The sequence below is a fragment of the Pseudomonas sp. ITEM 17296 genome, assembly GCF_028895205.1.
GTDB lineage: Bacteria > Pseudomonadota > Gammaproteobacteria > Pseudomonadales > Pseudomonadaceae > Aquipseudomonas > Aquipseudomonas kermanshahensis.
In genome coordinates, this window is the sequence record NZ_WJRS01000047.1 from 1 (window position 1) to 26,157 (window position 26,157).

Sequence of the window (26,157 nt, forward strand, 5' to 3'; positions counted from 1 at the left end):
TGGGCCGCAAAGCGGCCCCCGGGTATTACTTAACAGTCACTGCTTCAGGCGCGTCACCGTGCGACAGGCTATACACATAAGCCGCCAGCAAGTGCACCTTGTCATTGCCCTGGATCTCGGCCTGTGCCGGCATCTGCCCCTGGCGACCATAACGAATGGTCTGTTGCAACTGGGCGAAGCTCGAACCGTAGATGAACGCCTGCGGGTGAGTCAGGTCAGGCGCGCCCATGGCTGGGGTACCTTTGGCTTCAGGCCCGTGGCAGGCCACGCAGTTGCCGGCGAAGATTTCCTTGCCCTTGGCCGGGTCGGCCTTGACCCCTTCCGGCAAGCTGCGGCCATCCAGGTTGGTCAGCACGAACGCCGCCACATCGGCCACGCCCTGCTCGCCAATGACCTCGGCCCAAGCCGGCATCACGCCGTGGCGACCGTTCATGATCGAGGCCTTGATGGTCTCCGGCTCGCCGCCCCAGCGCCAGTCCTTGTCGGTCAGGTTGGGGAAGCCATAGGCGCCTTTGGCGTCCGAGCCGTGGCACACCGAGCAGTTGGAGGCGAACAGGCGGCTGCCCATCTTCAGGGCTTGCGGGTCCTTGGCCACTTCCTCGACCGGCATGGCCGCGTACTTGGCGAAGATCGGCCCGAACTTGGCATCGGCCTTGTCCATTTCCTTCTGCCATTCGTTGACCCCGGTCCAGCCGTTGTCGTAGCCCGGCAGGATGCCTTTCCAGTTACCCAGGCCTGGATAGAGGATCAGGTAGCCGACCGAGAACACCAGGGTGCCCACGAACAACCAGAACCACCACTTGGGCAGCGGGTTGTCGTATTCCTCGATGCCATCGAAGCTGTGGCCCATGGTCTGGTCGGTGGTGTCGGTACTCTGGCCCTTGCGGGTCGACAGCAGCAGCCAGGTAAGGCCGATCAAACTGCCGATGGTCAGTACGCTGATGTACGTACTCCAGAAGGTGGTCATTGCCCGGAACTCCTCTTGGCAGCAGGTTCCTGCCCGGCAGGGGGCAGGCGGTCGTCGACGAAGGGCAGCAGGCGCGCTTCGGCGAAATCACGGTCGCGGCGGCGGTTGAATACCCAGAGCGAGAGGCCGATGAAGGCGATCATCACCACCAGGGTGCCCAGCCCGCGGATCATGCCGATGTCTATTTCCATCGCACTCACCTCTTGTTCTTGATCGCGGTGCCGAGCACCTGCAGGTAAGCGACCAGCGCGTCCATCTCGGTCTTGCCCTTGACCGCGTCGCGGGCACCGGCGATGTCGGCGTCGGTGTACGGCACACCGAGGGTTCGCAGGGTGCGCATCTTGGTTTCGGTGTGGCTGTTGTCGACCTGCTCGGCGACCAGCCACGGGTAGGACGGCATCTTCGACTCGGGCACGACGTTGCGCGGGTTGTACAGGTGCGCGCGGTGCCAGTCGTCCGAGTAGCGGCCACCCACGCGGGCCAGGTCCGGGCCGGTACGCTTGGAGCCCCACAGGAACGGGTGGTCCCACACGCTCTCGCCGGCGACCGAGTAATGGCCGTAGCGTTCGGTCTCGGCGCGGAACGGGCGAATCATCTGCGAGTGGCAGCCGACGCAGCCTTCGCGGATGTAGATGTCGCGGCCTTCCAGTTGCAGTGCGGTGTAGGGCTTCATGCCTTCGACCGGCTTGTTGGTGACGTCCTGAAAGAACAGCGGGACGATCTGGGTCAGGCCGCCGATGCTGACGGCAAACACCATCAGCAGCGCCATCAGGCCGATGTTTTTCTCGATGACTTCATGTTTCATCAGGCGTGTCTCCTCAGGCCAGCTGGGCGTTGGCAGGGGCGGCGTCAGTGGCTGGCGCACGCACCGTGCGCCAGGTGTTCCAGGCCATCAGGAACATGCCACTGAGGAAGATCGCACCACCCACGAAGCGCACGATGAAGCCAGGGTGGCTGGCCACCAGGGTTTCGACGAACGAGTAGGTGAGCGTGCCGTCGCTGTTGACCGCGCGCCACATCAGGCCCTGGGCGATGCCGTTGACCCACATCGAGGCGATGTACAGCACAGTGCCGATGGTCGCCAGCCAGAAGTGCGCGTTGATCAGGCCGATGCTGTGCATCTGCTCTTTGCCGAACACTTTGGGGATGGTGTGGTACAGCGCGCCGATCGAGATCATCGCCACCCAACCAAGGGCGCCGGCGTGGACGTGGCCGATGGTCCAGTCGGTGTAGTGCGACAGGGCGTTGACCGTCTTGATGGCCATCATCGGGCCTTCGAAGGTGGACATGCCGTAGAACGCCAGCGATACCACGAGGAAGCGCAGGATCGGGTCGCTGCGCAACTTATGCCAAGCGCCAGAGAGGGTCATCATGCCGTTGATCATGCCGCCCCAGCTCGGTGCCAGGAGGATCAGCGACATCACCATGCCCAGCGACTGCGCCCAGTCGGGCAGCGCGGTGTAGTGCAGGTGGTGCGGGCCGGCCCAAATGTACAGGGTGATCAGTGCCCAGAAGTGCACGATCGACAGGCGATAGGAATACACCGGCCGCTCGGCCTGCTTGGGCACGTAGTAGTACATCATGCCCAGGAAGCCTGCGGTCAGGAAGAAGCCCACCGCGTTGTGGCCGTACCACCACTGGACCATGGCGTCGGTGGCGCCCGCGTAGACCGAGTATGACTTGGTCAGGCTGACCGGCAGCTCCAGGTTGTTGATGATGTGCAGCATCGCCACGGTCAGGATGAAGGCCCCGAAGAACCAGTTACCCACGTAGATATGCTTGGTATTGCGCTTCATCAGCGTGCCGAAGAACACGATGGCGTAGCAGACCCAGACAATGGTGATCAGGATGTCGATCGGCCATTCCAGCTCGGCGTATTCCTTGGAGCTGGTGTAGCCCAGCGGCAGGCTGATGGCCGCGAGCAATATCACCAGTTGCCAGCCCCAGAAGGTGAACGCGGCCAGTTTGGGTGAAAACAGGGTGGTCTGGCAGGTACGTTGCACCGAATAATACGAGGTGGCGAACAGTGCACAGCCGCCGAAGGCGAAGATCACCGCATTGGTATGCAGGGGGCGCAGGCGGCCGAAGCTGGTCCAGGGGAGGTCGAAGTTGAGGGACGGCCAGGCGAGCTGGGCGGCGATGAAGACGCCGAGCCCCATCCCGACGATTCCCCACACCACCGTCATGATGGCGAATTGGCGGACCACCTTGTAGTTGTAGGCGGTACTGCTGGTTGTGTTCATGTATGGGTTCCCATCCACGGTTATTGGCAGGCTATAGAGCGAGGCAAGCATGATTAATGGGCAAAGTGCCGGTATTGACGGGGATCAATGGGCGAAGGTCGGAAATGTCCCAGGCTTGCGCTGCGATCTTCCGCAAATTCAAGGGGATGACGGCTACAAAGGCTGTCTGATCCTGGCCCATGGTGCCGGTGCGCCGATGGACAGCGGGTTCATGGACGAGATGGCGCAAAGGCTCGCGGCGCTTGGGGTCGGGGTGATTCGCTTCGAGTTCCCGTACATGGCCGAGCGCAGGGTGAACGGCGGCAAGCGGCCGCCCAATCCGCAGAAGGTGCTGCTGGAATGCTGGCGCGAGGTGTACCGGCAGGTGCGACCTTTGGTCACAGGTAAGCTGGCCATCGGTGGCAAGTCCATGGGCGGGCGCATGGCCAGCTTGTTGGCTGACGAGCTCGAAGCGGATGCACTGGTGTGCCTGGGGTATCCGTTCTATGCCGTGGGCAAGCCGGAGAAGCCCAGGGTCGAGCACCTGGCGGGGCTCAAGACACCGACGTTGATCGTGCAGGGCGAGCGGGATGCGCTGGGTAACCGTGAGGCTGTGGCGGGGTATGCACTGTCACCGGCGATCGAGGTGAGCTGGCTGGTGGCGGGCGATCATGACCTGAAGCCGTTGAAGGCTTCGGGGTTCAGCCATGCGCAGCATTTGCAGGCGGCGGCTGAGAAGGTGGCGGGCTTTTTGTCGAAATAGTGCTGGATTCTTCGCGGGCAAGCCCGCTCCCACAGGTGTGGCACAGGACTCAAACATTGTGATGTCCCTGTGGGAGCGGGCTTGCCCGCGAAGAGGCCGGTGCAGGCCAGCGTTTAGTCGCGGTACTCGCACAGGTAGGCGGTATCCACTTTCACTTGCAGCTGGAACTTGCTGTCCGCGGCCACATTGAACTTGTCGCCAGCCTTGAAGGTTTCCCAGTTGTCGCTACCCGGCAGCTTGACGGTCAAAGCACCGGAAATCACATGCATGATTTCGCGCTTGGCCGTGCCGAACTCGTATTCGCCCGGTGCCATCACACCCACGGTGGCCGGACCTTCTTCGCCTGCGAATGCGATCGACTTGACGGTGCCGTTGAAGTACTCGTTGACCTGGAACATGGGCGACTCCTGAACAGGGGGATGAAAAAGGGCTGGCCAGTATGCCCAAGGCCTTCCCCGTCGTCATCTGCTTTCAGGTGCCATTGGCCGGCAGGCTCAAGGGCAGTAGCCGCGCGGTATTGCGCGCATCCTCCAAGGCCCGGTGCTGCTGCCCGCAAAAGTGCATGCCGGCCAGTTGCAAGGCGCCATTGAGGCCGGTCGGCCGCTGCAGGTGACGGGCTTTGGCGAAGCGCTGCTTGAGGTTGATGTGCGGCACGTTGCGCAGCAGGCTGTCGAGCCCGTGCTGTTGCCATTCCTGCAGTAATTGCTGGCGGTCGTAGTCGCCCCAGCTGACCCAGGCCTGCAACTGCCCACGATGGTGCCCCAGCCAGCGCTCGAAGCGCGCCCACACCTCAGGGAAGGGCGCAGCGCTGTCGACGCTGGCCTGGCTGATGTGCGTGAGCTCGCGGCAAAACGGCGTCAGCTGTGGCCGCCGCCGTGGCCGTACGAAACGCTGGAAGTGGTCGACTTCGCGGCCTTCGCGGGTTACCAGGCTTGCACCGATTTCAATGATTTCCATCTCTGTGACCGGCCACCCACCATCGTCGGTGGTGGCTTCCAGGTCGATCACCAACCAATGGCCCATACCAGGCTCCCTTGCAGATCCTGCTAGAGCGTAGCCAATGTCTGGCCTTACGGCACCCCCTGGCAATTTGCCGCCTGCTTTGGCACAAAGGCCGGCGACCAGCAGTTGTGCCCTGCCCGGAAAACGCCTAGCTTAGGCGCAACCAGGTACGAACCGTGATGAGTGTGCGTCTTGACCCCAGCGCCCGGCTTAAAGGCCTTGCCCATTCTGCTGATGCTGGCCGCGCTCTGGCTGGCGATACCGGGCTGGGCTGCCGACGCGATCGAAGTGAAGATCGGCGCCGCGCACTTCCCGCCTTACACCGTACGCCCCGAGCAGGGGGCCGACACCGGTCTGTTGCCGCAGTTGGTCGCAGCCCTGAACCGTGCGCAGCAGGGCTACCATTTTGTGCTGGTGCCCACCTCCATCCAGCGGCGCTTTGGCGATTTGCAGCAGGGCCGCACCGACATGGCGATCTTCGAGAACCCGCAATGGGGCTGGCAGGGCATTGCTCACCAGACCGTAGACATGGGCCTGGAGGATGCCGAGGTGTTCGTCGCCAGCCAGGCCAACGGCCGTGACCCGCGGTACTTCGATGAGCTGCGCGGCAAGCGCCTGGCGCTGTTCAACGGCTATCACTACGCCTTCGCCCGCTTCAATGCCGACCCTGACTACTTGCGTAAAGCCTTCAACGCGACCCTGACCTACTCCCACGACAGCAACCTGCTGATGGTGCAGGCTGGCCGTGCCGACATCGCCCTGGTCACCCGTTCGTACCTAAGCGACTTTCTGCAGCGCAACCCCGGCAGCCAGGCGCAACTGGTGGCATCGCAGCGTATCGACCAGGTCTATCACCACTACGCCTTGCTACGCCCGGGCGCGCCCATCGGCGAGCAGTCGTTCGCGGCCCTGATGCGTGCCCTGCGCGACAACGGGGAACTGACGCGTATCTTCCAGCCCTACCGGATCACGGTGCAGGCGCCGCGCGACTAAATTCCGCTGCAGCGGCAACGTTTTCCACGGTGAGCCTTCTTTTCATCTTCGTGAGCCAAGACCATGCCGTTCGATGCCGCTTCGCAGCCACTGTCACCGCCACGCTGGCGCACCCTCAGCGCCGATGAGGGCGATAGCTGGCTGAGCCTGACCCTTGAGGGGCGCCCGCTGATCCAGTTGCGGCTGGTACCGGGTGCGTGCCTGGAAGTGCACCTGCAAAGCCTCTGCCCAGAGCGCCCTTACCAGGCCCTGTGGGCCGCCTGCTATTGGCTGCTATCGCGTGATGTCGCCTGCCAGCGCCTGGCCTGGCACCTGCCCGAGGGCGTGCCACAGGCGCTCGCCAGCGGCCTGTTGCTGCCCGGCGAGCAGCCGGGCGTGTACCTGTGCGAGCGTGCGCTGTTCTGGCAGTTGCCCCAGCCTTGGCTCGGCGACACGGCTGCGAGTGTTTACCCGCAGCAGATGCAGATCAGCAACGGCAAGCGCCATCCGCGCCGGGCGCCCAAGCCCCGCGGCGAAGTGTACCGGCGCTTCGATGCGCGCCTGGGCAGTTGGGTGTCGCTGCGCGCACTGGAAATCGATCAGGACCTGGAGCGCTTCAGTCGCTGGCAGAACAACCCCCGGGTCGACGCGTTCTGGCAGGAAAGCGGCTCTTTACAGCAGCACCGTGAATACCTGGAAAAGCTGGAAGCCGACCCGCATACCCTCACGCTCATCGGCTGCTTCGACGATGAGCCGTTCGCCTACTTCGAGGCGTACTGGGCAAAGGAAGACCGGATTGCGCCGTTCTACTCGGCCGATGATTACGACCGCGGCATTCACATGTTGGTAGGGGAGGAGGCGCACCGTGGGCCGCACAAGGTGGCCAGCTGGTTATCGGCGCTGGTGCACTACCTGTTCCTCGATGACCCGCGCACCCAACGGGTGGTGGCCGAGCCGCGGGCGGACAACGGCAAGATGATCGGCTACATGCACGATCAGTGTTTCCATTGCGACAAAGAATTCGACTTCCCGCACAAGCGCGCGGCGCTGATGATTTTGGGGCGGGAGCGGTTTTTCGATCGGTGTACGCTGGTCTGAGAATGCTGGGGGCGAAGCGCCCCCAGCCATTTCAGCTATTCAAACCTGACGGTTGGCCGTCTTGCGGCAATGCACCAAGGCATCGCGAATCATGAAGTTGACCAAGGTCGGCGACACGCCCAGTTCCTTGGCGATGTCCTTTTGCGGCACGCCGTGCAAACGGTACATCTCGAACGCATAACGGGTGCGCTGGGGCAACTCGCTCAATGCCTCGGCGATGTCATCGAGGGCGGCGAGGTTGATGTGCGTGGCTTCGGGCGAGGCGTTCTGGATGACCACGTTCAGGCCTTCCTCTTCGCTGCCGGAATACTTCAGCTCCATCGCCTGCTTGCGGTAGTGGTCGATGGCCAGGTTGCGCACGATCTGGAACAGGTAGCTGAGCTGCGCCTTGAAGGACGAGGTGATCTGCGGGGCGGCGCTGAGCCGGAAGAATGCATCCTGCACCACGTCTTCCGCGCGTGAGCGGCAGCCGGTGATGCGCGCAGCGATCTTGACCAGAATGCTGCGATTGTCGACGAAGGCCTGGAGTAATGGTGAATCGCACTTACTTGTGGATAGTTGTTCCGCCATGGAAATCACCTTGTCACAGAGGGGAGAGGAGGCACCCAAGGTTGGGAAGCTTCCCGAGACGTGCGACAAGCTATTCAGAATGATAATGATTGTCAAATACGAAACGTAATTAGTATCTGTACGTTTCGGTTCTAAGCAAGGATTGAGACGTGTGTCGCGTGGGGGATCGCGCGCCGCCCGCGCGGCGCAAGGTCTCCCACGCGCCACACCTCTCAAGGCAAACCCCGCTAATTTCTTCCCCCGCCCATCCGTTCCCCTGTGTACATCCGGCCGCCGAGTGCTGCCCGCCTACGTGCGCGGCGCAGCCGGCCCGACTTCACCAGACACTGGCAGGAACACCCCATGACGGACGCCTTCGAACTCCCGCTCTCGCTGGTCCAGGCCCTGGCGCAACGCGCCGCGCAGACCCCGGACAAGATAGCCCTGCGCTTTCTCGCCGACGCTCCTGGCGAGCAGGCCGTGCTCAGCTACCGGGACCTGGACCGCCGCGCGCGCACCATCGCCGCCGCCCTGCAGGCCCGGGCCGGGTTCGGTGACCGTGCGGTGCTGCTGTTCCCCAGTGGCCCGGACTATGTCGCGGCGTTCTTTGGTTGCCTCTACGCTGGCGTCATCGCCGTGCCAGCGTACCCGCCGGAATCCACCCGTCACCATCACCAGGAGCGCCTGCTGTCGATCATCGACGATGCCGAACCGCGCCTGCTGCTGACCGTCGCGGCCCTGCACGACAGCTTGCAGGGCCTGGACGCGCTGGCGGCGGACAACGCCCCTGAACTGCTGGCCGTGGATGGCCTTGACCCGGGCCTCGCCGATGCCTGGCAGGCACCTGCCCTGGCCAGCGATGACATCGCCTTCCTGCAGTACACCTCGGGCTCCACCGCGCTGCCCAAGGGCGTGCAGGTCAGCCACGGCAACCTGGTGGCCAACGAGCAGTTGATCCGTCACGGTTTCGGCATCGATGTGAACCCCGACGATGTCATCGTCAGCTGGTTGCCGCTGTACCACGACATGGGGCTGATCGGCGGCTTGCTGCAGCCGATCTTCAGCGGCGTGCCGTGCGTGCTGATGTCGCCGGGCTACTTCCTCGCCCGGCCGCTGCGCTGGTTGCAGGCGATCAGCGAATACGGCGGCACCATCAGCGGTGGCCCCGACTTCGCCTACCGTTTGTGCAGCGAACGGGTCAGCGAAGCGTCCTTGGCCGGGCTCGACCTGAGCCGCTGGCGCGTGGCCTATTCCGGCTCCGAACCAATTCGCCAGGACAGCCTGGCAACCTTCGCCGACAAGTTCCAGGCCTGTGGCTTCGACCCGCAGAGCTTCTTCGCCAGCTATGGCCTGGCCGAAGCGACCCTGTTCGTCAGCGGCAGCCGCCGTGGCCAGGGCATCGGCGCCCTGGCGCTGGACGCCGAAGCCTTTGCCGCCAACCGCGCCGAAAACGGCAGCGGCAGCGTGCTGATGAGCTGTGGCTACCCGCAGCCCGGGCATGCGGTGCGCATCGTCGAGCCGCAGCGCCTCGAAGCGCTGGGCGACAACCAGGTGGGTGAAATCTGGGCCGGTGGCCCGAGCATCGCCCTGGGCTACTGGCGCAACCCCGAGGCCAGCGCGCGCACGTTCGTCGAGCGCGATGGCCAGACCTGGCTGCGCACCGGCGACCTGGGCTTCATGCGCGAGGGTGAAGTCTTTGTCACCGGGCGCTTGAAAGACATGCTCATCGTCCGCGGCCAAAACCTTTACCCGCAAGACCTGGAAAAAACCCTGGAGCGCGAAGTCGACGTGCTGCGCAAAGGCCGCGTGGCGGTGTTTGCCGTGGACCACCAGGGCGAGGAGGGCATCGGCGTGGCGGTGGAGATCAGCCGCAACGTGCAAAAAGCCCTCGAGCCCCAGGCATTGATCAAAACCCTGCGCCAGGTCATTGCCGACGCCTGCCGCCAGGCGCCGGCCGTGGTCTTGTTGCTCAACCCGGGCGCGCTGCCCAAGACTTCCAGCGGCAAGCTGCAACGCTCGGCTTGCCGCCAGCGCATGGACGATGGCAGCCTCGACTGTTACGCGCGCTTCCCGCAGGCCAGCGAGCAACCCGCAAGCGGCGCGGTGGCAGATGATCTGCAGGCCCGTATCGCCGCCGTGTGGCGCGATGTGCTCAAGGTCGAAGCCGTGGCGGCGGACGACCACTTCCTGCTGCTGGGCGGCAACTCCATTGCAGCCACCCAGGCCACCGCGCGCCTGGCGGATGAGCTGGGCATCAACCTGAGCCTGCGTACCCTGTTCGAAGCCCCGCTGTTGGGCGAGTACAGCGCTGCGGTCGCCGCGGTCCTCGCTGAGGGTGGCGCCCAAGCCCAGGCCATCACCACCCTGGCGCGCGACCAGTCGCTGCCGCAATCGCTGGCTCAGAACCGCCTGTGGCTGCTGTGGCAACTGGACCCACAATCGGCGGCCTACAACATTCCGGCCGGCCTGCGCCTGCGCGGTGAGCTGGACGTCGCCGCACTGGAGGCTGTGTTCCAGGCCCTGGTGGCGCGCCATGAATCGCTGCGCACGGTGTTCAGCGAAGTGGGTGGCCAAGCCCTGCAGCGAATTCAGGCCCAGCAGCCGTTCGGCCTGCGTCGTCTGGACCTCGAAGGCCAGGCCCCCGAGCAGGTTGCCGCGTGCCGCGAGGCAGAGGCCCAGCAGCCGTTCGACTTGTGCCAAGGCCCACTGCTGCGCGTGACCCTGGCGCGCCTGGACGATGAAGACCACCAGCTGTGGGTGACGTTGCACCACATTGTCGCCGATGGCTGGTCGCTGAACATTTTGCTCGACGAGTTCGCCAAACTGTACGCCGCCCACTGCCAGGGCCAAACGCTCACGCTGGCGCCGCTGACCCTGGGTTACGCCGACTACGGCACCTGGCAACGGCAATGGCTGGCCGACGGCGAGGCCGAACGCCAGTTGCAGTACTGGAAAGCCAAGCTGGGTGATGAACTGCCGGTGCTCGACCTGTGCACCGACCAGCCGCGCGCCAGCCAGCGTGACAAACGCGCGGCGCGCTACACCCTGAAGGTGCCGGCCAAGCTGACCGAAGCGCTCAACGCCCTGGCCCGCGAGCAGCAGGCGAGCCTGTTCATGGTGCTGCTGGCCGGCTGGCAAGCGGTGCTGCACCGCTACAGCGGCCAGGCAGACCTGCGCATCGGCGTGCCCAATGCCAACCGCCCGCGCCTGGAAACCCAGGGCCTGGTCGGCTTCTTCATCAACAGCCAGGTGCTGCGTGCGCAACTGCATGGCCGCTTGCCCTTCGAGCACCTGCTGGCCCAGGCCCGCCAGGCCACCCTTGAGGCCCAGGCCCACCAGGACCTGCCGTTCGAACAGCTGCTCGAAGCCCTGCCCGAGGCGCGCGAGCAGGGTCTGTTCCAGGTCATGTTCAACCACCAGCAGCGTGACCTTTCGGCGCTGCGCCGCTTGCCAGGTTTGCTTGCCGAAGAGTTGCCGTGGCACAGCCGCGAAGCCAAGTTCGACCTGCAGCTGCACAGTGAAGAGGACCATCAAGGCCGCCTGACCTTGGCCTTCGACTATGCCGCCGAACTGTTCGAGGCCAGCACGGTAAAACGCCTGGCCGCCCACCTGTTGGCGTTGCTGGAGCAGGTTTGCGCCCGGCCGCAGCTGGCGCTGGGCGAGGTGCAGTTGCTCGATGAACAGCACCGCGCACAGCTGCTCGGCTGGGGCCAGGCACCGGCGGCGGCGCCCCAGCGTCTGCTGGTCGAACAGCTCAACGAGCAGGCCCGGCTGACCCCGCAGCGAACCGCGCTGGCCTGGCAGGGCGGCAGCCTGGACTATGCCGAGTTGCACCAGCAAGCCAACCGCCTGGCCCATTACCTGCGTGACAAAGGCGTTGGCCCCGATACCTGCGTGGCCATCGCCGTCGAGCGTTCGCCGCAGTTGCTGGTTGGCCTGCTGGCCATCCTCAAGGCCGGTGGCGCCTACGTGCCGCTGGACGTGGACTACCCGGCCGAGCGCCTGGCCTACATGCTCGGCGACTGCAAGGCCAGCCTGCTGCTGAGCCACAGCGGCCTGCTGGGCAAGCTGCCGCAGGTCGAAGGCGTCAGCGCCATCGCCCTCGACCAGTTGCACCTGGACAGCTGGCCCAGCCATGCCCCCGGCCTGCACCTGCACGGCGACAACCTGGCCTATGTGATCTACACCTCGGGCTCCACTGGCCAGCCCAAGGGCGTGGGCAACACCCATGCGGCCCTGGCCGAACGCCTGCAGTGGATGCAGGCCACCTATGCGCTGAACGACAGCGACGTGCTGATGCAAAAAGCGCCCATCAGTTTCGACGTCTCGGTGTGGGAGTGCTTCTGGCCGCTGGTCACCGGCTGCAAGCTGGTGCTGGCAGGCCCTGGCGAACACCGCGACCCGCAGCGCATCGCTGCGCTGGTGCAAGCGCATGGCGTGACCACGCTGCACTTCGTGCCGCCGCTGTTGCAGGTGTTCGTGCAAGAGCCTCAGGCCGCCGCCTGCACCAGCCTGCGCCGGTTGTTCTCCGGCGGCGAGGCGTTGTCGGCCAACCTGCGTGACCGTGTGCTGCAACTGCTGCCCCAGGTGCAACTGCACAACCGCTATGGCCCGACCGAAACCGCGATCAACGTCACCCACTGGCACTGCCAGGCCGAAGACGGCGAGCGCTCGCCGATCGGCCGCCCGTTGGGCAACGTGCTGTGCCGCGTGCTGGACGATGAACTGGAACTCACCGCGCCCGGCGTGCCAGGTGAGCTGTACCTGGGCGGCGCAGGCTTGGCCCGAGGTTACCTGGGCCGCCCGGGCCTGACGGCCGAGCGTTTCGTGCCCCAGGCCGACGGCGACGGCCAGCGCCTGTACCGCAGTGGCGACCGTGCCCGCTGGCAAGTCCAGCTGGAAGCGCTGGAATACCTGGGGCGCCTCGACCAGCAGGTGAAGGTGCGCGGCTTCCGCGTCGAACCCGAAGAAGTGCAGGCCTGCCTGTTGGCGCAAGCGGGTGTCGAGCAGGCACTGGTGCTAATCCACAAGGACGCTGTGGGCGCGCAATTGGTCGGCTACTACAGCGGTGCGGCCGAGCCGGCTGCACTGCTGGCCGCCTTGGCCGAGCAACTGCCGGCGTACATGGTGCCGGCGCAGTTGATCCCGCTGGCACACTTGCCATTGGGTCCAAGCGGCAAAGTCGATCGCAAGGCGCTGCCCGCCCCGGTGTGGCAACAGCGCGAGCATGTCGAGCCGCAAAGTGCCGTGCAGCAGCAGGTCGCGGCGATCTGGCGTGAAGTGCTCAACCTGCCGCGTGTGGGCCTGCAGGACGACTTCTTTGCCCTGGGTGGCCACTCGCTACTTGCCACCCAGATCGTCTCGCGGACCCGTCAGGCGTGCGATGTCGAGCTGCCGCTGAAAGTGCTGTTCGACGCCAGCGAGCTGGGCGCGTTCTGTGCCGAGATCACGCGCCTGCGGGAGGCCGGCGCGCATAACCTGCAAGGCGAAATCGCCCGCGTCGACCGCCGCCAGGCCGTGCCGTTGTCGTATTCGCAACAGCGCATGTGGTTCCTCTGGCAGATGGAGCCCGCCAGCCCCGCCTACAACGTCGGCGGCATGGCCCGCTTGCGTGGCGCGCTGCACGTGGACGCATTCGAGCGGGCGCTGCAGGCGCTGATCGTGCGTCACGAAACCCTGCGCACCACGTTCCCCAGCATCGACGGCGTGGCGTACCAGTGCGTGGCCGAAGACAGCGGCGTGCACCTCGACTGGCAAGACTTCAGCACCTTGCCCGCCGAGGCCCGCCAGCAACGCCTGCAACAGCTCGCCGACGACCAGGCGCACCAGCCGTTCGACCTCGAGCGTGGCCCGCTGCTGCGCGCCTGCCTGGTCAAGGCCGAGGAGCGTGAGCATTACTTCGTCCTGACCTTGCACCACATCGTCACCGAAGGCTGGGCCATGGACATCTTCGCCCGCGAGTTGGGCGAGCTGTACGAAGCCTTTGTCGATGACCGTGAGTCGCCACTGACGCCGCTGCCAGTGCAATACCTGGACTACAGCGTGTGGCAGCGGCACTGGCTGGAAAGCGGCGAAGGCGCGCGGCAGCTGGCCTACTGGAAAGCCCGCCTGGGCGATGAGCACCCGGTCTTGGCATTGCCGTCCGATCGCCCGCGCCCAGCGGTGCAGAGCCACCGTGGCGAGTTGCACCGGTTCGAGCTCGACCCGGCGTTGGTGGCGCGCGTGCATGCGTTCAACAGCCAGCGCGGGCTGACCCTGTTCATGACCATGACGGCAACCCTGGCGGCCTTGCTGCACCGCTACAGCGGCCAGCGTGACCTGCGCATCGGCGCACCGGTGGCCAACCGCATCCGCCCGGAAAGCGAGGGGCTGATTGGCGCCTTCCTCAACACCCAGGTACTGCGCTGCGAACTGGACGGCCAGATGACCGCCGCCGAGCTGCTGGAGCAGATGCGCCAGGCCGCCATCGAAGGCCAGTCGCACCAGGACCTGCCATTCGACCAGCTGGTCGAAGCCCTGCAGCCACCGCGCAGCAGCGCCTATAACCCGCTGTTCCAAGTGATGTGCAACGTCCAGCGCTGGGCGTTCCAGCAAAGCCGCGAGCTGGTGGGCATGCAGGTCGACTACCTGGTGAACGACGCCAGCGCCACCAAGTTCGACCTGTACCTCGAAGTCACTGACCTCGATGGCCGCCTGGGCTGCTGCCTGACCTACAGCCGCGACCTGTTCGACGCGCCGCGCATTGCGCGCATGGCCGAACATTGGCAGCAGTTGCTGATCGGCCTGCTGGACGACCCACAACAGCGCCTGTGCGAGCTGCCGATGTTGAGCCCGGGCGAGCAGCAAGTGCTGGTTGGGCAATTACAAGGCGAGCAGGATTTTGCCCTCGACCAAACCTTGCACGGCCTGTTTGCCGCCCAAGCTTCGCGCACACCACAGGCCCCTGCGCTGACCTTCGCGGGCCAGCACCTGAGCTACGCCGAACTGGACCAGCAGGCCAACCGCCTGGCCCGCGCCCTGCGCGAGCGCGGTGTCGGCCCGCAGGTACGCGTCGGCCTGGCCCTGGAGCGTTCGCTGGAAATGGTCGTCAGCCTGCTGGCCATTCTCAAGGCGGGCGGTGCCTATGTGCCGCTCGACCCCGAGTACCCCCTCGACCGCTTGCGCTACATGATCGAAGACAGCCGCATCGGCCTACTGCTCAGCCAGCGCGCGCTGCTGGAAACCCTTGGCGAACTGCCAGACGGCGTGGCCCGCTGGAGCCTGGAAGACGATACTGCAGGCTTGTCCGCCTTCAGCGATGCCCCGCTGGATAACCTCAACCTGCCGCAGCACCAGGCTTACCTGATCTACACCTCCGGCTCCACCGGCAAGCCCAAGGGCGTGGTGGTCAGCCATGGTGAAATCGCCATGCATTGCCAGGCCGTGATCGAGGCCTTCGGCATGCGCAGCGACGACTGCGAACTGCACTTCTACTCGATCAACTTCGATGCGGCCAGCGAACGCCTGCTGACCCCGCTGCTGTGTGGTGCCCGCGTGGTGATCCGTGCCCAAGGCCAGTGGGGCGCTGAAGAGATCTGCCAACTGGTGCGCGAGCAACAGGTAAGCATCCTTGGCTTCACCCCAAGCTATGGCAGCCAGTTGGCCCAGTACCTGGCCGGGCAGGGCGAACAGTTGCCGGTGCGCCTGGTGATCACCGGCGGCGAGGCGCTGACCGGCGAGCACCTGCAGCGCATTCGCCAGGCGTTCACGCCGCAACAGTTCTTCAACGCCTACGGCCCGACCGAAACCGTGGTCATGCCGCTGGCCTGCCTGGCGCCACCCACGCTGCCGGCCGACCTGGGCAGTGTGCCGATCGGCCGCGTGATTGGCGCCCGCAATGCGTACATCCTCGATGAGGACCTGGCCTTGCTGCCACAAGGCGGCATCGGCGAGCTGTACATCGGCGGTGCCGGCCTGGCCCAGGGGTATCACGACCGCCCGGGGCTGAGCGCCGAGCGCTTCGTTGCCGACCCCTTCAGCACACAGGGCGGGCGTCTGTACCGCACCGGCGACCTGGTGCGCCTGGGCGTCGATGGTTTGGTCGAGTACGTTGGCCGTGCCGACCAGCAGGTGAAAATTCGCGGCTTCCGTATCGAATTGGGCGAAATCGAAAGCCGCCTGCAGGCGCATGCCGATGTCGACGAGGCGGTGGTCCTGGCCCTCGACCTGCCGGGCGGCAAACAACTGGTGGGTTACCTGGTGTGCAAGCAGGCCGGTGCCAACGGCGAGGCCCAGGCCGCGCTGCGCGACGCGGTCAAGGCCGATGCCCGCCAGCAACTGCCGGACTACATGGTGCCCGCACACCTGGTGCTGCTCGACAGCCTGCCGCTGATGGGCAACGGCAAGCTCGACCGCAAGGCGCTGCCGCTGCCGGACCTGGAGCAGGCGCACCAGCATTACCAGGCCCCAGGCAACGAAGTGGAAGCGCAGCTGGCGCAGATCTGGCGCGACGTGCTCAACGTTGCCCGCGTTGGCGTGCAGGACAACTTCTTCGAACTCGGTGGCGACTCGATCCTCTCGATTCAGGTGGTCAGCCGGGCCCGTCAGTTGGGCCTGCAGTTCACCCCGCGTGACCTGTTCCAGCACCAGACCATCCAGACCCTGGCCACGGTGGTCAGCCTGAGCGCCGCGCCAAGCGGTATCGAGCAGGGCCTGCGCGAGGGGCAAACCGGGCTGACGCCAATCCAGCATTGGTTCTTCGACAGCGAAGTGGCCCAGCCACAGCACTGGAACCAGGCCGTACTGTTGGCAGCGCGCCAGCCTTTGGACAGCGCGGCACTGGAGCAGGCCCTGGCTGCACTGGTGCAGCACCACGACAGCCTGCGCCTGCGTTTCCGCCAGGCCAATGGTCGCTGGCAGGCCGAGTACGCCCAGCCTGCGCTTCAGCAACTGCTGTGGGCGGCCACGGTTGCCGACTTCGATGAGTGCCAGGCGTTGTACACCGACCTGCAGCGCAGCCTCGACTTGGAGCAAGGCCCGCTGCTGCGCGCCTTGCTGGTAACAGACGGGCAGGGCAGCCAACGCCTGCTCCTGGCGATTCACCACCTGGTGGTCGATGGCGTGTCCTGGCGCGTGCTGCTCGAAGACTTGCAGGCGCTGTACCGTGGCCAGCCGTTGGCGGCCAAGACCCACACCCTGGGCGACTGGGCGGCACGCCTGGCCAGCTACGCCGGCAGCGACTCGCTGCGCGACGAGCTGGACTGGTGGCACGCCCAGCTCGGCACTGTGCGCCACGAACTGCCGTGTGATCACCCGCAGGGTGGCAACCTGCACCGCCACGCCCGCACCTTGGCCATCGGCCTCGATGCCGAGCAGACCCGCCAGTTGCTGCAACAGGCCCCCGCGGCCTACCACACCCAGGTCAACGACCTGCTGCTGACAGCCCTGGCCCGCGCCTTGTGCCGGTGGAGCGGTGACAGCCAAGTGCTGGTACAGCTCGAAGGCCACGGCCGCGACGGGTTGTTTGAAGACATGGACCTGACCCGCAGCGTCGGCTGGTTCACCAACGCCTACCCGCTGAGCCTTTGCCCGGTGCTGGGTGATGACGATGCTGCGCGCGCCAGCTCGATCAAACGGGTCAAGGAGCAACTGCGTCAGGTGCCGCACAAAGGGCAGGGTTATGGCGTGCTGCGCTACCTGGCCGACGCGGCCGGGCGCGAGCGCATGGCCGCACTGCCGCAGGCCCGCATCACCTTCAACTACCTGGGGCAGTTCGACCAGCAGTTTGACACTGATGCGCTGTTCCAGCCGCTGGACGCACCGGCGGGCCTGGCCCATGACCTGGAGGCGCCGCTGCCCAACTGGCTGAGTGTCGACGGCCAGGTCTATGCCGGTGCCCTGCAATTGCGCTGGACCTACAGCACCGAGCGCTACGACGAGCAGACCATCGCCACCCTGGCCGAAGGCTACCGCCAGGAGCTGCTGGCACTGGTCGGCCACTGCCTGGCCGACGGCAACGGCAGCTTCACGCCGTCCGACTTCCCGTTGGCGCACCTGACGCAGGAGCAGATCGACAACTTGCCGGTCGCTGCCGCCGAGATCGACGATGTCTACCCGCTGACGCCGATGCAGGAAGGCATGCTGCTGCACACCCTGCTGGAGCCAGGCACCGGCATTTACTACATGCAGGACCGATACCGCATCAACAGCGCGCTCGACGCCGAACGCTTCGCCCAAGCTTGGCAGGCGGTGGTGGCGCGCCATGAGGCCCTGCGGGCGTCGTTCAGTTGGAACGCCGGCGAGGCGATGCTGCAGATCATCCACAAACCCGGCAAGACGGCAGTGGATTATCAAGACTGGCGCGGCCTCGACGACGGTGCCCAGGAAGCCCGCCTGCAAGCCCTGCACAAACAGGAGCGCGAGGCCGGTTTCGACCTGCTGCGTGAAGCGCCGTTCCACCTGCGCCTGGTGCGCGTCGCCGATGAACGCTACTGGTTCATGATGAGCAACCACCACATCCTGATTGATGCCTGGTGCCGCTCGTTGCTGATGAACGACTTCTTCGAGGTTTACCAGGCCCTTGGCGAAGGCCGCCCGGCCCAGTTGCCGGTGCCGCCACGCTACCGTGACTACATCGGCTGGCTGCAACGCCAGGACCTGAACGAAGCGCGCCAGTGGTGGCAGGCCAACCTGGCCGGCTTCGAACGGGCCACGGCGATCCCCAGCGACCGCCCGTTGCGCCACGACCACGCCGGTGACGGCATGATCGTCGGCGACTGCTACACCCGCTTGGACGTCACTGACGGTGTTCGCTTGCGCGAACTGGCCCAGGCCCATCAGCTGACCATCAACACCTTCGCCCAGGCGGCCTGGGCCCTGGTGCTGGCGCGCTACAGCGGCGAGCGCGACGTGGCCTTCGGCGTCACCGTGGCCGGGCGCCCGGTGAGCATGCCGCAGATGCAGCGCACCGTTGGCCTGTTCATCAACAGCATCGCCTTGCGCGTGCAACTGCCCGCCGCCGGCGAGCGCTGCAGCGTGCGCCAGTGGCTGCAAGGCGTGCTCGAACACAATATGGAAGTGCGCGAGTACGAGTACCTGCCGCTGGTGGCGATCCAGGAATGCAGCGAACTGCCCAAGGGCCAGCCGCTGTTCAACAGCCTGTTCGTGTTCGAGAACGCGCCGGTGGAAACCGCGGTGCTGGACCACGCTCAGCACCTCAACGCCAGCTCCGACTCGGGCCGCACCCACACCAACTTCCCGTTGACGGCGGTGTGCTACCCGGGGGATGACCTGGGCCTGCACCTGTCGTTCGACCAACGTTACTTCGACACTTCGACCGTCGAACGCCTGCTGGCCGAGTTCAAGCGCCTGCTGTTGGCGCTGGTGCAGGGCTTCGAGGGCGAGGTAAGCGACTTGCCGCTGCTGGGTGCCGAAGAGCAACGCTTCCTGATCGAAGACTGCAACCGCACCGAGCACGGCTACGCGCTGCAACAGAGCTATGTCGAGCAGTTCGAGGCGCAGGTCGCCGCGCACCCAGAACGCACGGTGGCGCGTTGCCTGGACGCGTCCTTTGACTACGCGGGCCTGAACCTTGCGGCCAACCGCCTGGGCCATGCCCTGATCGGCGCAGGCGTAACCGTCGATCAGCCGGTTGCGCTGTTGGCCGAGCGCGGTTTGCCATTGCTGGGGATGATCGTCGGCAGCTTCAAGGCCGGTGCCGGCTACCTGCCGCTGGACCCCGGCCTGCCCGCCGCGCGCCTGCAGCGCATCGTCGCGCTCAGCCGCACACCGGTGCTGGTATGCAGCGCGGCCTGTGCCGAGCAGGGGCGGCAGTTGCTGGACGCACTGGAGGGTGTGGCGCGGCCGCAATTGTTGGTGTGGGAAGACATCCAGGCCAGCAACATCGCCAGCCACAACCCGGGTATTCATAGCGGGCCCGACAACCTCGCGTATGTCATCTACACCTCGGGCTCCACCGGTTTGCCCAAAGGGGTGATGGTCGAGCAGCGCGGCATGCTCAACAACCAGCTCAGCAAGGTGCCTTACCTGGCCCTAAGCGAGCAGGACGTAATTGCCCAGACCGCTTCGCAGAGCTTCGATATCTCGGTCTGGCAGTTCCTGGCCGCACCGTTGTTCGGCGCCAGGCTGGAGATCGTGCCCAATGCCATCGCCCATGATCCGCAAGGCCTGCTGGCGCATGTGCAGGCTACCGGCATCACCGTGCTGGAAAGCGTGCCGTCGCTGATCCAGGGCATGCTGGCCAACGATCACCAGGCCCTCAACGGCCTGCGCTGGATGCTGCCGACCGGCGAGGCGATGCCGCCAGAACTGGCCGCGCAATGGCTGCAGCGTTACCCAGGCATTGGCCTGGTCAATGCCTACGGCCCGGCGGAGTGCTCGGACGATGTGGCGTTCTTCCGTGTCGATGTCGAGTCCACGCGCGGCAGTTACCTGCCGATTGGTACCCCGACCGACAACAACCGCCTGTACCTGTTCGGCGAGGACCAGGCACTGGTGCCGTTGGGCGCGGTTGGCGAGCTGTGCGTTGCCGGTACCGGCGTTGGTCGTGGCTATGTTGGCGACCCCGTGCGTACCGCCCTGGCCTTTATCCCGCACCCCCATGGCGCGCCGGGTGAACGCCTGTACCGTACCGGCGACCTGGCGCGCCAGCGCCTGGACGGGGTGCTGGAGTATGTGGGCCGCATCGATCACCAGGTGAAGATTCGCGGGTACCGCATCGAACTGGGTGAGATTGAAGCGCGCCTGCATGAACAGGCCGAAATCCGTGATGCCGCGGTGGGCGTGCAGGAAGGCGCCAACGGCAAGCACCTGGTCGGCTACCTGGTGGCCCATCAGGGCGTAACCCCTGATGCGGCGTTGCTCGAACAGATCAAGCAGCGCCTGCGCGCGGCATTGCCGGAGTACATGGTGCCGCTGCATTGGGGTTGGTTCGACAGCCTGCCGCACAACGCCAACGGCAAGCTCGACCGCAAGTCACTGCCGGCCATCGACATCGGCAGCCAGCACAGCCAGGCCTACCTGGCGCCGCGCAACGAGCTGGAAACGGTGTTGGCCGGTATCTGGGCCGATGTGCTCAAGGCCGAACGGGTGGGGGTACACGACAACTTCTTCGAGTTGGGCGGGCATTCGCTGCTGGCCACGCAGATCGCTTCGCGGGTGCAGAAGCAGTTGCAGTTGGATGTGCCGCTGCGGGCGATGTTCGAGTGCAGCACGGTGGAGGAACTGGCGGTGTATGTGGAGGGGTTGCAGGGGCGTGTGCTGGATGACGACAAGGTCGACCGGCTGAGTGACCTGATGGCGGAGCTTGAGGGGCTGTAAAAAGTTGAGGGGCGCTTTGCGCCCCTTCGCGGGCATGCCAAGTCTCCCCACCCAGAAACCTCAGCTACTACATCGCGGCATTGATAAACGCCTCATCGAGCGTGGCTGCGTTGTGGCGATTCAAAAATTGATCGCCATTGTCGAAGGCTTCGAGCCGGTGATGGGCAAGCATGTAAAAACGGTGGCAGTTCTCTGAGATTTCTTGAGTGTAGTGTGAGGAAACCAGCACACTTGCGCCTTCCTCGCAGGCGTGCTTGATGCCGAGCCAAATATAATGTCGGAACTCAGGGTCCACCCCTGCAGTGGGCTCGTCGAGGATGATCAAGTCACTGCCCATCAGCAGAAGCGTCAGCGTGAAAAAACTGCGAATCTCACCATAGCTGCACGTGGCGGCTTTCTTTTCCGATATATCCGCATAGCGTTTGGACAATGAGGGTGACCAGTGGGCTAGGCGGGAAAAAACTTCGCGCTGGCTGAGCGCATGGTTTGAATTTAGGCAACTGATGATGCTGAAAATCTCACGCATACGAAGTAAAGGAGGTGGTGTCAGGATCTGCGTCAAGTAAACTTGGCGCTCGGCGCGGTTGATAATCGTCCCGTGGCTGGGTTTTCTCATTTTACAGATCAGATCAAATAGTGTTGTTTTTCCGGCACCATTAATGCCGAGGACGCCAACGAGTTCGCCTTTTTTTACCGTGAGTGATAAGTTCTCCATGAGTGTCTTGCGGTTGTATTGGTATTTTAAGTTATCGATAGATAATAGGTTCATTTAATATCTGCTCCAGACAGGCTGGGTTCTGAAGAATCTTCCCGTGAGGTAGATGCCAAGCGTTGAGGCGCTAAACGCTGAGAGAAAACTGATAGGCAGTGAGACGTCGCCCAGGAAGATTTGGGTGCTTAAATACAATGGGCTGAGCAGTGTCACTGCGTGAGGAGTGCTGTGTTGAGCTGCACCTAAATAGCCGGAAAGCAGCATGAGAAATGACATGAGCGAGAATAGGGTGCTGGCAGTGCTGAATTTAATCGGCAGTGCAATGATCACCAGGCCAATGCAGGTAAACATAAGATAGCTGGTATAGAAACATGCTGTAAGGTAAAAGAACTCGTTGGCCGAATAAGGACCGTACAAGGGTTTGGCGACGATGTAGAAAAGCGAGGAGTAGACGAAGCTGAGTAATGAATAGCTTAGGGTGTGTGAGGCGAGGAAGAGCCTGATTGCGTTCCGTTGATAAATAAAGGATCGGAGAAACCCACTTTCCCTTCTTCCTATTAAGTAAAAACTGAATCCAAAAAAGGCGACGCTTGCAGAAATATATGAGTAAAACCACGCGGCTGAGGCTAGAAAGTTTTCTTCTAAAGGGGGGAGTGCTCGGTTGTTTTGAGTTGCGAAAATGAACATCACCAATGGTGCAATAGCTGTCCATAGAAGTGCAGTGGGTTCTCTCAGGTTTTCGAGGGTGAGGGTTTTTGTAAGCTTAAATATACTTGCCGCAGTGGAAGTGATGTGCTGGGCTGAGTGGGTCATGGGAAGGGTACCATTTCTATTAAACGATTTTTAATAATTTGATCAAGGAAGGGGGCGGAGTAGGTGTTCTCAAGATTGAAGTTGCTGGCATTGTTCATGTGGAGGAATAGTTTGGGTGAAAGGTACTTGCAAAAGTAGAGGGTCGGCCCTTTTGTTGGTAGTGAGGCTAAATAAAAATAGCCATTGATTTCGAGGCGGCGTACAGCAGGGAGCAAGCTGCTAAGGCTCAGTGTGTCGGGTTGTATTTTGTGATGTTGGAGAGCTGCCAGTTTGGTGGGGGAAGAGGTCTTGCCAAATGTCTCATATCGATTGCACTCTAGAAAGTGCTTGATGTAAGGATCTAAGGTTTCAGTCTTGCCGATGTTTGCCTGGTCGAATGACAGCATGAAGCGAAAGGTCTGCCATAATTCAACAATCGACTTTTCGAGTGCTTTGTCTAGCGATTCCGCATACGCCATGCCAGCGCAATATTTGACTTTAGCGTTGTCATTTTGATTTCCGTAAGACAGAAAAATGCAGCTACCGGGGAAGCGCTTATCAGTTAGATCGAGTACGCAGATTTCCCCCGTTTTACACAGCTCCTTAAAAAGCGACAAACAAGAGCGCCCAATAAGCATGGCGCAGGATTCGTCATGTCCGATTTTCTCAGTGCAGGTGTTGGTTAACCAGAATCGGAGCAGAAACTGGCGTTCCATAGCCTCTTTAAGGGCGCCAAGAAGTGCGCGCTCTACACTAATATGTGCGCTGCAGCCGCAGGTGTCCCTCATGGGGTAAAAGTGATTGTCGATGGGATTTAGGCACGCTGATATTGAGATGCATGCGGTCGGTACTTTGCAGCGTGTAAAGTCAACGATCCTATAAACATTTGTACGATCAAAGACATGTGAAGCCAAGTCTGCCCTCGTTCGGTGGTTTTTTGTCTGGGAGAATGCTTTGATAAAATCGTCGTATTCTTGAGATGTCAATCCGTCATCGAGCGTACCAGTGTCGTGCACCGGTACGTCCAAATAGAAATGCTTGCGTTCGAAATGCTCACCTAAGGCGCTTGATGCTATGTCAGTGGTCCAGCCGCTGCTGGAGCCGAATGTTTGCCAGCGGCTACCGCATTCGATGCTGTGCGGGAAGTGGAGGGTCGCGCTGGGTCGGAGTAATTTAAAATCAGCAAAGGTAGGGTTGTGGATCTCGTTATACGTATTCATGGGTCAACCAATTAGTTGGATGCATGCAGGTAAAAAGAGGGTGGGATTTAAGTTTAAGTACTTTGATACTTGATGGTCGGTGAAGCCTGACCAAGGCCTACTGCCAAGCTTTAGCTCCTTACAACGCAGATCTGTGAGCATGTACATTGAACCCACCTCCATGAGCGCTAAGCGATACCCTCTGTAGCGATACTTGAACAGCGCCTTGGGTAAGTAAATGAAGTAAATCAGCGCCAGCGAGGGCGAGCCCATGTCGGCAGTCATCGGTAGAATTGCACGCGCGAGTGGCTTTGAATTGAGGTCGGGTGTATGCACTTCAAAGGATCTTGATGAGGGAAGTAAGTGCAGTGCGCTCTGCTCGGATGGCCATTGTTGAATGGTGTTATTTAAGTTGATGCAAAAAACCTCAATAGGGTAAAGTGCTCCGCCACTTGGGTAGCCTCGCTTGCCCGTGGTACTGTCCTTTTCAAGTAAGGGCGCGAGGAGTGTTCGGACAGTATCAAAGTGGAGTGGGCGTTCATTAAATCGTTCGCAGGAGCTGTTTCTCTTCAGAGGATGGGACGAGGGGAGTCCTGTAAGTTCGATATTTCCTTGTCCGTTTTCGCAGGCGAGGATATTGAGCTGAAGTTCATTGCCGGTCAGTTTTTCTAGCGCGCTGGGTGGTAGTTGATGGAGGGTGCTCAAGTGGTGGGTGGTCTTGTGGATTACGTAATTGCCTTTGGCGTGGAATGCTAAGGTTTCATCCAGTACGCTGGGGGAGGTGTATTTCAGGTAGTGGTCGTGGGTAATACTCATGGTTTGTCTCCTAGGCATTGGCAGAGTGGCCAGTGAATGCTGCAGTCCTCAGTGTATGTGCCGTTGTCCAAGTTAAGGGTTCTTGAGAGTAATGTTTGATCTTGCGTGATCTTGGATATAGGGGCCTGCGTCAGTTTGTTTGCGAAGGAAATGATGGCTCCGAGAATTAAGGTGTTTTGAAACTCGTCAGTCTCTGTTCTGGGAAGGTCAAGATTGTTAGCGCAACAGAACGTCAAAATTTTGCTCCAGTAGTGCTGGCTGGTCCTTTTTGACTCGTAATGAGCGATACGATCGAGCGTACAGTAGGCGCAAGGATTCCCAATCGTTGGTATGTGAGGCTCGGTCAAGTGGAAATGATTTCCACTGACAAAGCCAACGCTAATTGCGCATTCTGGATTCTGTTTTAGTAGTTCGGTATAGGTGTTTCTAAGCGATTGAGGGCAAAGTTTTAAACAGGCGAGCACGTATAGGGTGGGTGAGTCCGAATGAGGTAGGTCGTTGGTTGGGAGATCTTTGAATTGTATATTTCTTTCGTTTGTTTTCTCCAGGTGGAGCTTCAGGTTATCTGATATGTTTAGGTCGTGATATATTATTGTGTTTTTAATGTGGGGTGTTTCTGCTTTTTCGCTAATAATTAGTAGCGATTCCAGGAATTGAATGGCGGTGTCGGGATGAAGGTTTTCATCGCGAAGTAGTTGTTGTAATGCGTCGTAGTGAATGTATTTTGATCGAATTTTTTCGATACGTTTCAGCGCATTTGTAATGTTAGGTTCAGTGATTTTCGTAAAGCCCGTGGCAGAGAAGACCATAGGCTCAGTGTCAAAGTTGAGGATTTCGTAGTTGTAAATTCTCAGCGTATTCATAGTTGTCGCCTGGGCAGGGGCGGGCGCTCTCGATAAATCATCAAGAGCGCCGCCTTTTAGTTAGTGGCTAGCGTTCTCGCTATTGTCTGCCGCGTTGCCGCCGCTACCTCCTGAACCACCGCTGCCACCACTACATCCACCGCCACCTCCACAACCGCCACTACCGCCACACCCGCCGGCACCCCCTGAACCACCGAAAAATGTCGCTTCCATTTCGCAGTTTGCATCAGGAGCTAGTTCCAACAGGTTGATGCCGTATTGAATTTCCATTGATATATCCTCGATTGTTTTTGTTGTCGCCCCGATTGCCAGGGCACGTAGAGGATTAGATTTGGATTTGCATAATGTCAATGATTTGTGGGTTTTAGGGTCGCAGGCGCTGTTGCCTGCTTTGTTTGCCAGAATAGCTTTGTGTAAGAGTGTTCTTTAAGGATATTCCTGCAAAGGGTTAGCGTTGCAGTTATTTGGTTTTCGTTTCTCGAATCATAGTCGGAATTTTCTGATTCCTGTGTCTGATGGTTCTGATCGCAATTAAGGATGTTTCCTAGATTGGTTTGATTTTTATATTTTGGCACTGGTGTTGCTGGCTCTGTGTTCAGTTGCAAATGAGTAAGTTGTAGTGTTTCATTATATTTCCATGTGGCTGTTTTCAACTATGCAAGCTGACGTACGAAAGAGAAGTAGTACTAAAGTCGAAAGGGCTTATGTGCATGAAGTAGGTAGGGGTAATGCTCTTCGATCATGGCGGGCACGGCGCCGGAACTGGCGGTGTATGTGGAGGGGTTGCAGGGGCGTGTGCTGGATGACGACAAGGTCGACCGGCTGAGTGACCTGATGGCGGAGCTTGAGGGGCTGTAGGGTTAGGGTTTCGCCTTGGGTTTTGCG

Annotated in this window: 16 protein-coding genes; 4 read left to right on the plus strand and 12 right to left on the minus strand. The window is 62.0% G+C overall.

What is annotated here, in order from left to right:
* Positions 1-25: 25 nt before the first annotated feature.
* The 4 genes from ccoP to ccoN are packed head-to-tail and all read right to left on the minus strand — an operon-like array spanning position 26 to position 3,210.
* Entirely contained in the window at positions 26-967 is a 942-nt protein-coding gene (ccoP, locus tag GIB19_RS27450) for a cytochrome-c oxidase, cbb3-type subunit III (RefSeq protein WP_027592923.1), read from the minus strand.
* Positions 964-1,158, minus strand: coding sequence for a cbb3-type cytochrome oxidase subunit 3 (locus tag GIB19_RS27455; protein ID WP_027592922.1), 195 nt, complete (start codon positions 1,156-1,158; stop codon positions 964-966). Before GIB19_RS27455 ends, ccoP begins: the two co-directional genes overlap by 4 nt.
* 5 nt (positions 1,159-1,163) lie before the next feature.
* Positions 1,164-1,772 carry a cytochrome-c oxidase, cbb3-type subunit II gene (gene ccoO / locus GIB19_RS27460; RefSeq protein ID WP_027592921.1) on the minus strand — a complete coding sequence of 203 codons (609 nt, stop codon included), beginning with the start codon at positions 1,770-1,772 and terminating at the stop codon, positions 1,164-1,166.
* Positions 1,773-1,785: 13 nt separating this feature from the next.
* Positions 1,786-3,210, minus strand: coding sequence for a cytochrome-c oxidase, cbb3-type subunit I (gene ccoN, locus GIB19_RS27465; protein WP_027592920.1), 1,425 nt, complete (start codon positions 3,208-3,210; stop codon positions 1,786-1,788).
* A gap of 49 nt (positions 3,211-3,259) precedes the next feature.
* Between ccoN and GIB19_RS27470 the strand changes: the two genes are divergently transcribed.
* Positions 3,260-3,952 (plus strand): alpha/beta family hydrolase, encoded by a 693-nt coding sequence (locus tag GIB19_RS27470; protein ID WP_085272546.1) that lies wholly within the window; start codon positions 3,260-3,262, stop codon positions 3,950-3,952.
* 113 nt (positions 3,953-4,065) lie between these two features.
* Here GIB19_RS27470 and ppnP read toward each other — a convergent pair whose 3' ends face one another.
* Both ppnP and GIB19_RS27480 read right to left on the minus strand, forming a co-directional pair.
* Complete coding sequence (gene ppnP, locus GIB19_RS27475; protein ID WP_099454863.1) at positions 4,066-4,350, minus strand: pyrimidine/purine nucleoside phosphorylase; 285 nt, start codon at positions 4,348-4,350, stop codon at positions 4,066-4,068.
* A 73-nt stretch (positions 4,351-4,423) separates the two neighbouring features.
* A complete protein-coding gene (locus GIB19_RS27480) occupies positions 4,424-4,975 on the minus strand; it encodes an exonuclease domain-containing protein (protein ID WP_027592917.1) in 552 nt (183 codons plus the stop codon).
* Positions 4,976-5,146: 171 nt separating this feature from the next.
* Between GIB19_RS27480 and GIB19_RS27485 the strand changes: the two genes are divergently transcribed.
* Both GIB19_RS27485 and GIB19_RS27490 read left to right on the plus strand, forming a co-directional pair.
* Positions 5,147-5,947, plus strand: a complete 801-nt coding sequence (locus tag GIB19_RS27485; protein ID WP_099454861.1) for a substrate-binding periplasmic protein — start codon at positions 5,147-5,149, stop codon at positions 5,945-5,947.
* Between the two features lie 63 nt (positions 5,948-6,010).
* Positions 6,011-7,024: a GNAT family N-acetyltransferase gene (locus tag GIB19_RS27490; RefSeq protein WP_186682493.1), complete on the plus strand. Its 1,014-nt coding sequence runs from the start codon at positions 6,011-6,013 to the stop codon at positions 7,022-7,024.
* Between the two features lie 39 nt (positions 7,025-7,063).
* Here the strand turns inward: GIB19_RS27490 and GIB19_RS27495 are convergent, their stop codons facing one another.
* On the minus strand, positions 7,064-7,594 hold the full coding sequence (locus GIB19_RS27495; protein WP_027592914.1) for an RNA polymerase factor sigma-70: 531 nt from the start codon (positions 7,592-7,594) through the stop codon (positions 7,064-7,066).
* A gap of 342 nt (positions 7,595-7,936) precedes the next feature.
* Here GIB19_RS27495 and GIB19_RS27500 point away from each other — a divergent pair, with 342 nt between their 5' ends.
* Positions 7,937-20,890 (plus strand): non-ribosomal peptide synthetase, encoded by a 12,954-nt coding sequence (locus GIB19_RS27500; RefSeq protein ID WP_274888763.1) that lies wholly within the window; start codon positions 7,937-7,939, stop codon positions 20,888-20,890.
* Positions 20,891-20,957: 67 nt separating this feature from the next.
* On the opposite strand, the gene GIB19_RS27505 is transcribed toward GIB19_RS27500, so the two are convergent.
* The 5 genes from GIB19_RS27505 to GIB19_RS27525 are packed head-to-tail and all read right to left on the minus strand — an operon-like array spanning position 20,958 to position 25,272.
* Positions 20,958-21,659: an ATP-binding cassette domain-containing protein gene (locus GIB19_RS27505; protein WP_274888764.1), complete on the minus strand. Its 702-nt coding sequence runs from the start codon at positions 21,657-21,659 to the stop codon at positions 20,958-20,960.
* Positions 21,660-22,415: an ABC transporter permease gene (locus tag GIB19_RS27510; protein ID WP_274888765.1), complete on the minus strand. Its 756-nt coding sequence runs from the start codon at positions 22,413-22,415 to the stop codon at positions 21,660-21,662.
* Positions 22,412-23,614: a YcaO-like family protein gene (locus tag GIB19_RS27515; protein WP_274888766.1), complete on the minus strand. Its 1,203-nt coding sequence runs from the start codon at positions 23,612-23,614 to the stop codon at positions 22,412-22,414. The genes GIB19_RS27510 and GIB19_RS27515 overlap by 4 nt, the downstream gene beginning before the upstream one ends.
* A gap of 3 nt (positions 23,615-23,617) precedes the next feature.
* On the minus strand, positions 23,618-24,409 hold the full coding sequence (locus GIB19_RS27520) for a SagB/ThcOx family dehydrogenase (protein ID WP_258703115.1): 792 nt from the start codon (positions 24,407-24,409) through the stop codon (positions 23,618-23,620).
* The gene (locus GIB19_RS27525; protein ID WP_274888768.1) at positions 24,406-25,272 is read right to left on the minus strand and encodes an McbB family protein; all 867 of its coding nucleotides are present in this window, start codon (positions 25,270-25,272) and stop codon (positions 24,406-24,408) included. The genes GIB19_RS27520 and GIB19_RS27525 overlap by 4 nt, the downstream gene beginning before the upstream one ends.
* Between the last annotated feature and the right edge of the window lie 885 nt (positions 25,273-26,157).

What these genes read in the sequence shown, in the direction of transcription:
- GIB19_RS27490 (WP_186682493.1), top strand. Translation starts at nt 6,011, where the DNA reads ATGCCGTTCGATGCCGCTTCGCAGCCACTGTCACCGCCACGCTGGCGC.
- GIB19_RS27500 (WP_274888763.1), top strand. Translation starts at nt 7,937, where the DNA reads ATGACGGACGCCTTCGAACTCCCGCTCTCGCTGGTCCAGGCCCTGGCG.
- GIB19_RS27455 (WP_027592922.1), bottom strand. Translation starts at nt 1,158, where the DNA reads ATGGAAATAGACATCGGCATGATCCGCGGGCTGGGCACCCTGGTGGTG.
- ccoP (WP_027592923.1), bottom strand. Translation starts at nt 967, where the DNA reads ATGACCACCTTCTGGAGTACGTACATCAGCGTACTGACCATCGGCAGT.
- GIB19_RS27480 (WP_027592917.1), bottom strand. Translation starts at nt 4,975, where the DNA reads ATGGGCCATTGGTTGGTGATCGACCTGGAAGCCACCACCGACGATGGT.
- GIB19_RS27505 (WP_274888764.1), bottom strand. Translation starts at nt 21,659, where the DNA reads ATGAACCTATTATCTATCGATAACTTAAAATACCAATACAACCGCAAG.
- ppnP (WP_099454863.1), bottom strand. Translation starts at nt 4,350, where the DNA reads ATGTTCCAGGTCAACGAGTACTTCAACGGCACCGTCAAGTCGATCGCA.
- GIB19_RS27495 (WP_027592914.1), bottom strand. Translation starts at nt 7,594, where the DNA reads ATGGCGGAACAACTATCCACAAGTAAGTGCGATTCACCATTACTCCAG.
- ccoO (WP_027592921.1), bottom strand. Translation starts at nt 1,772, where the DNA reads ATGAAACATGAAGTCATCGAGAAAAACATCGGCCTGATGGCGCTGCTG.
- GIB19_RS27515 (WP_274888766.1), bottom strand. Translation starts at nt 23,614, where the DNA reads ATGAATACGTATAACGAGATCCACAACCCTACCTTTGCTGATTTTAAA.
- GIB19_RS27510 (WP_274888765.1), bottom strand. Translation starts at nt 22,415, where the DNA reads ATGACCCACTCAGCCCAGCACATCACTTCCACTGCGGCAAGTATATTT.
- GIB19_RS27525 (WP_274888768.1), bottom strand. Translation starts at nt 25,272, where the DNA reads ATGAATACGCTGAGAATTTACAACTACGAAATCCTCAACTTTGACACT.
- GIB19_RS27520 (WP_258703115.1), bottom strand. Translation starts at nt 24,409, where the DNA reads ATGAGTATTACCCACGACCACTACCTGAAATACACCTCCCCCAGCGTA.
- ccoN (WP_027592920.1), bottom strand. Translation starts at nt 3,210, where the DNA reads ATGAACACAACCAGCAGTACCGCCTACAACTACAAGGTGGTCCGCCAA.
- GIB19_RS27470 (WP_085272546.1), top strand. Translation starts at nt 3,260, where the DNA reads ATGATTAATGGGCAAAGTGCCGGTATTGACGGGGATCAATGGGCGAAG.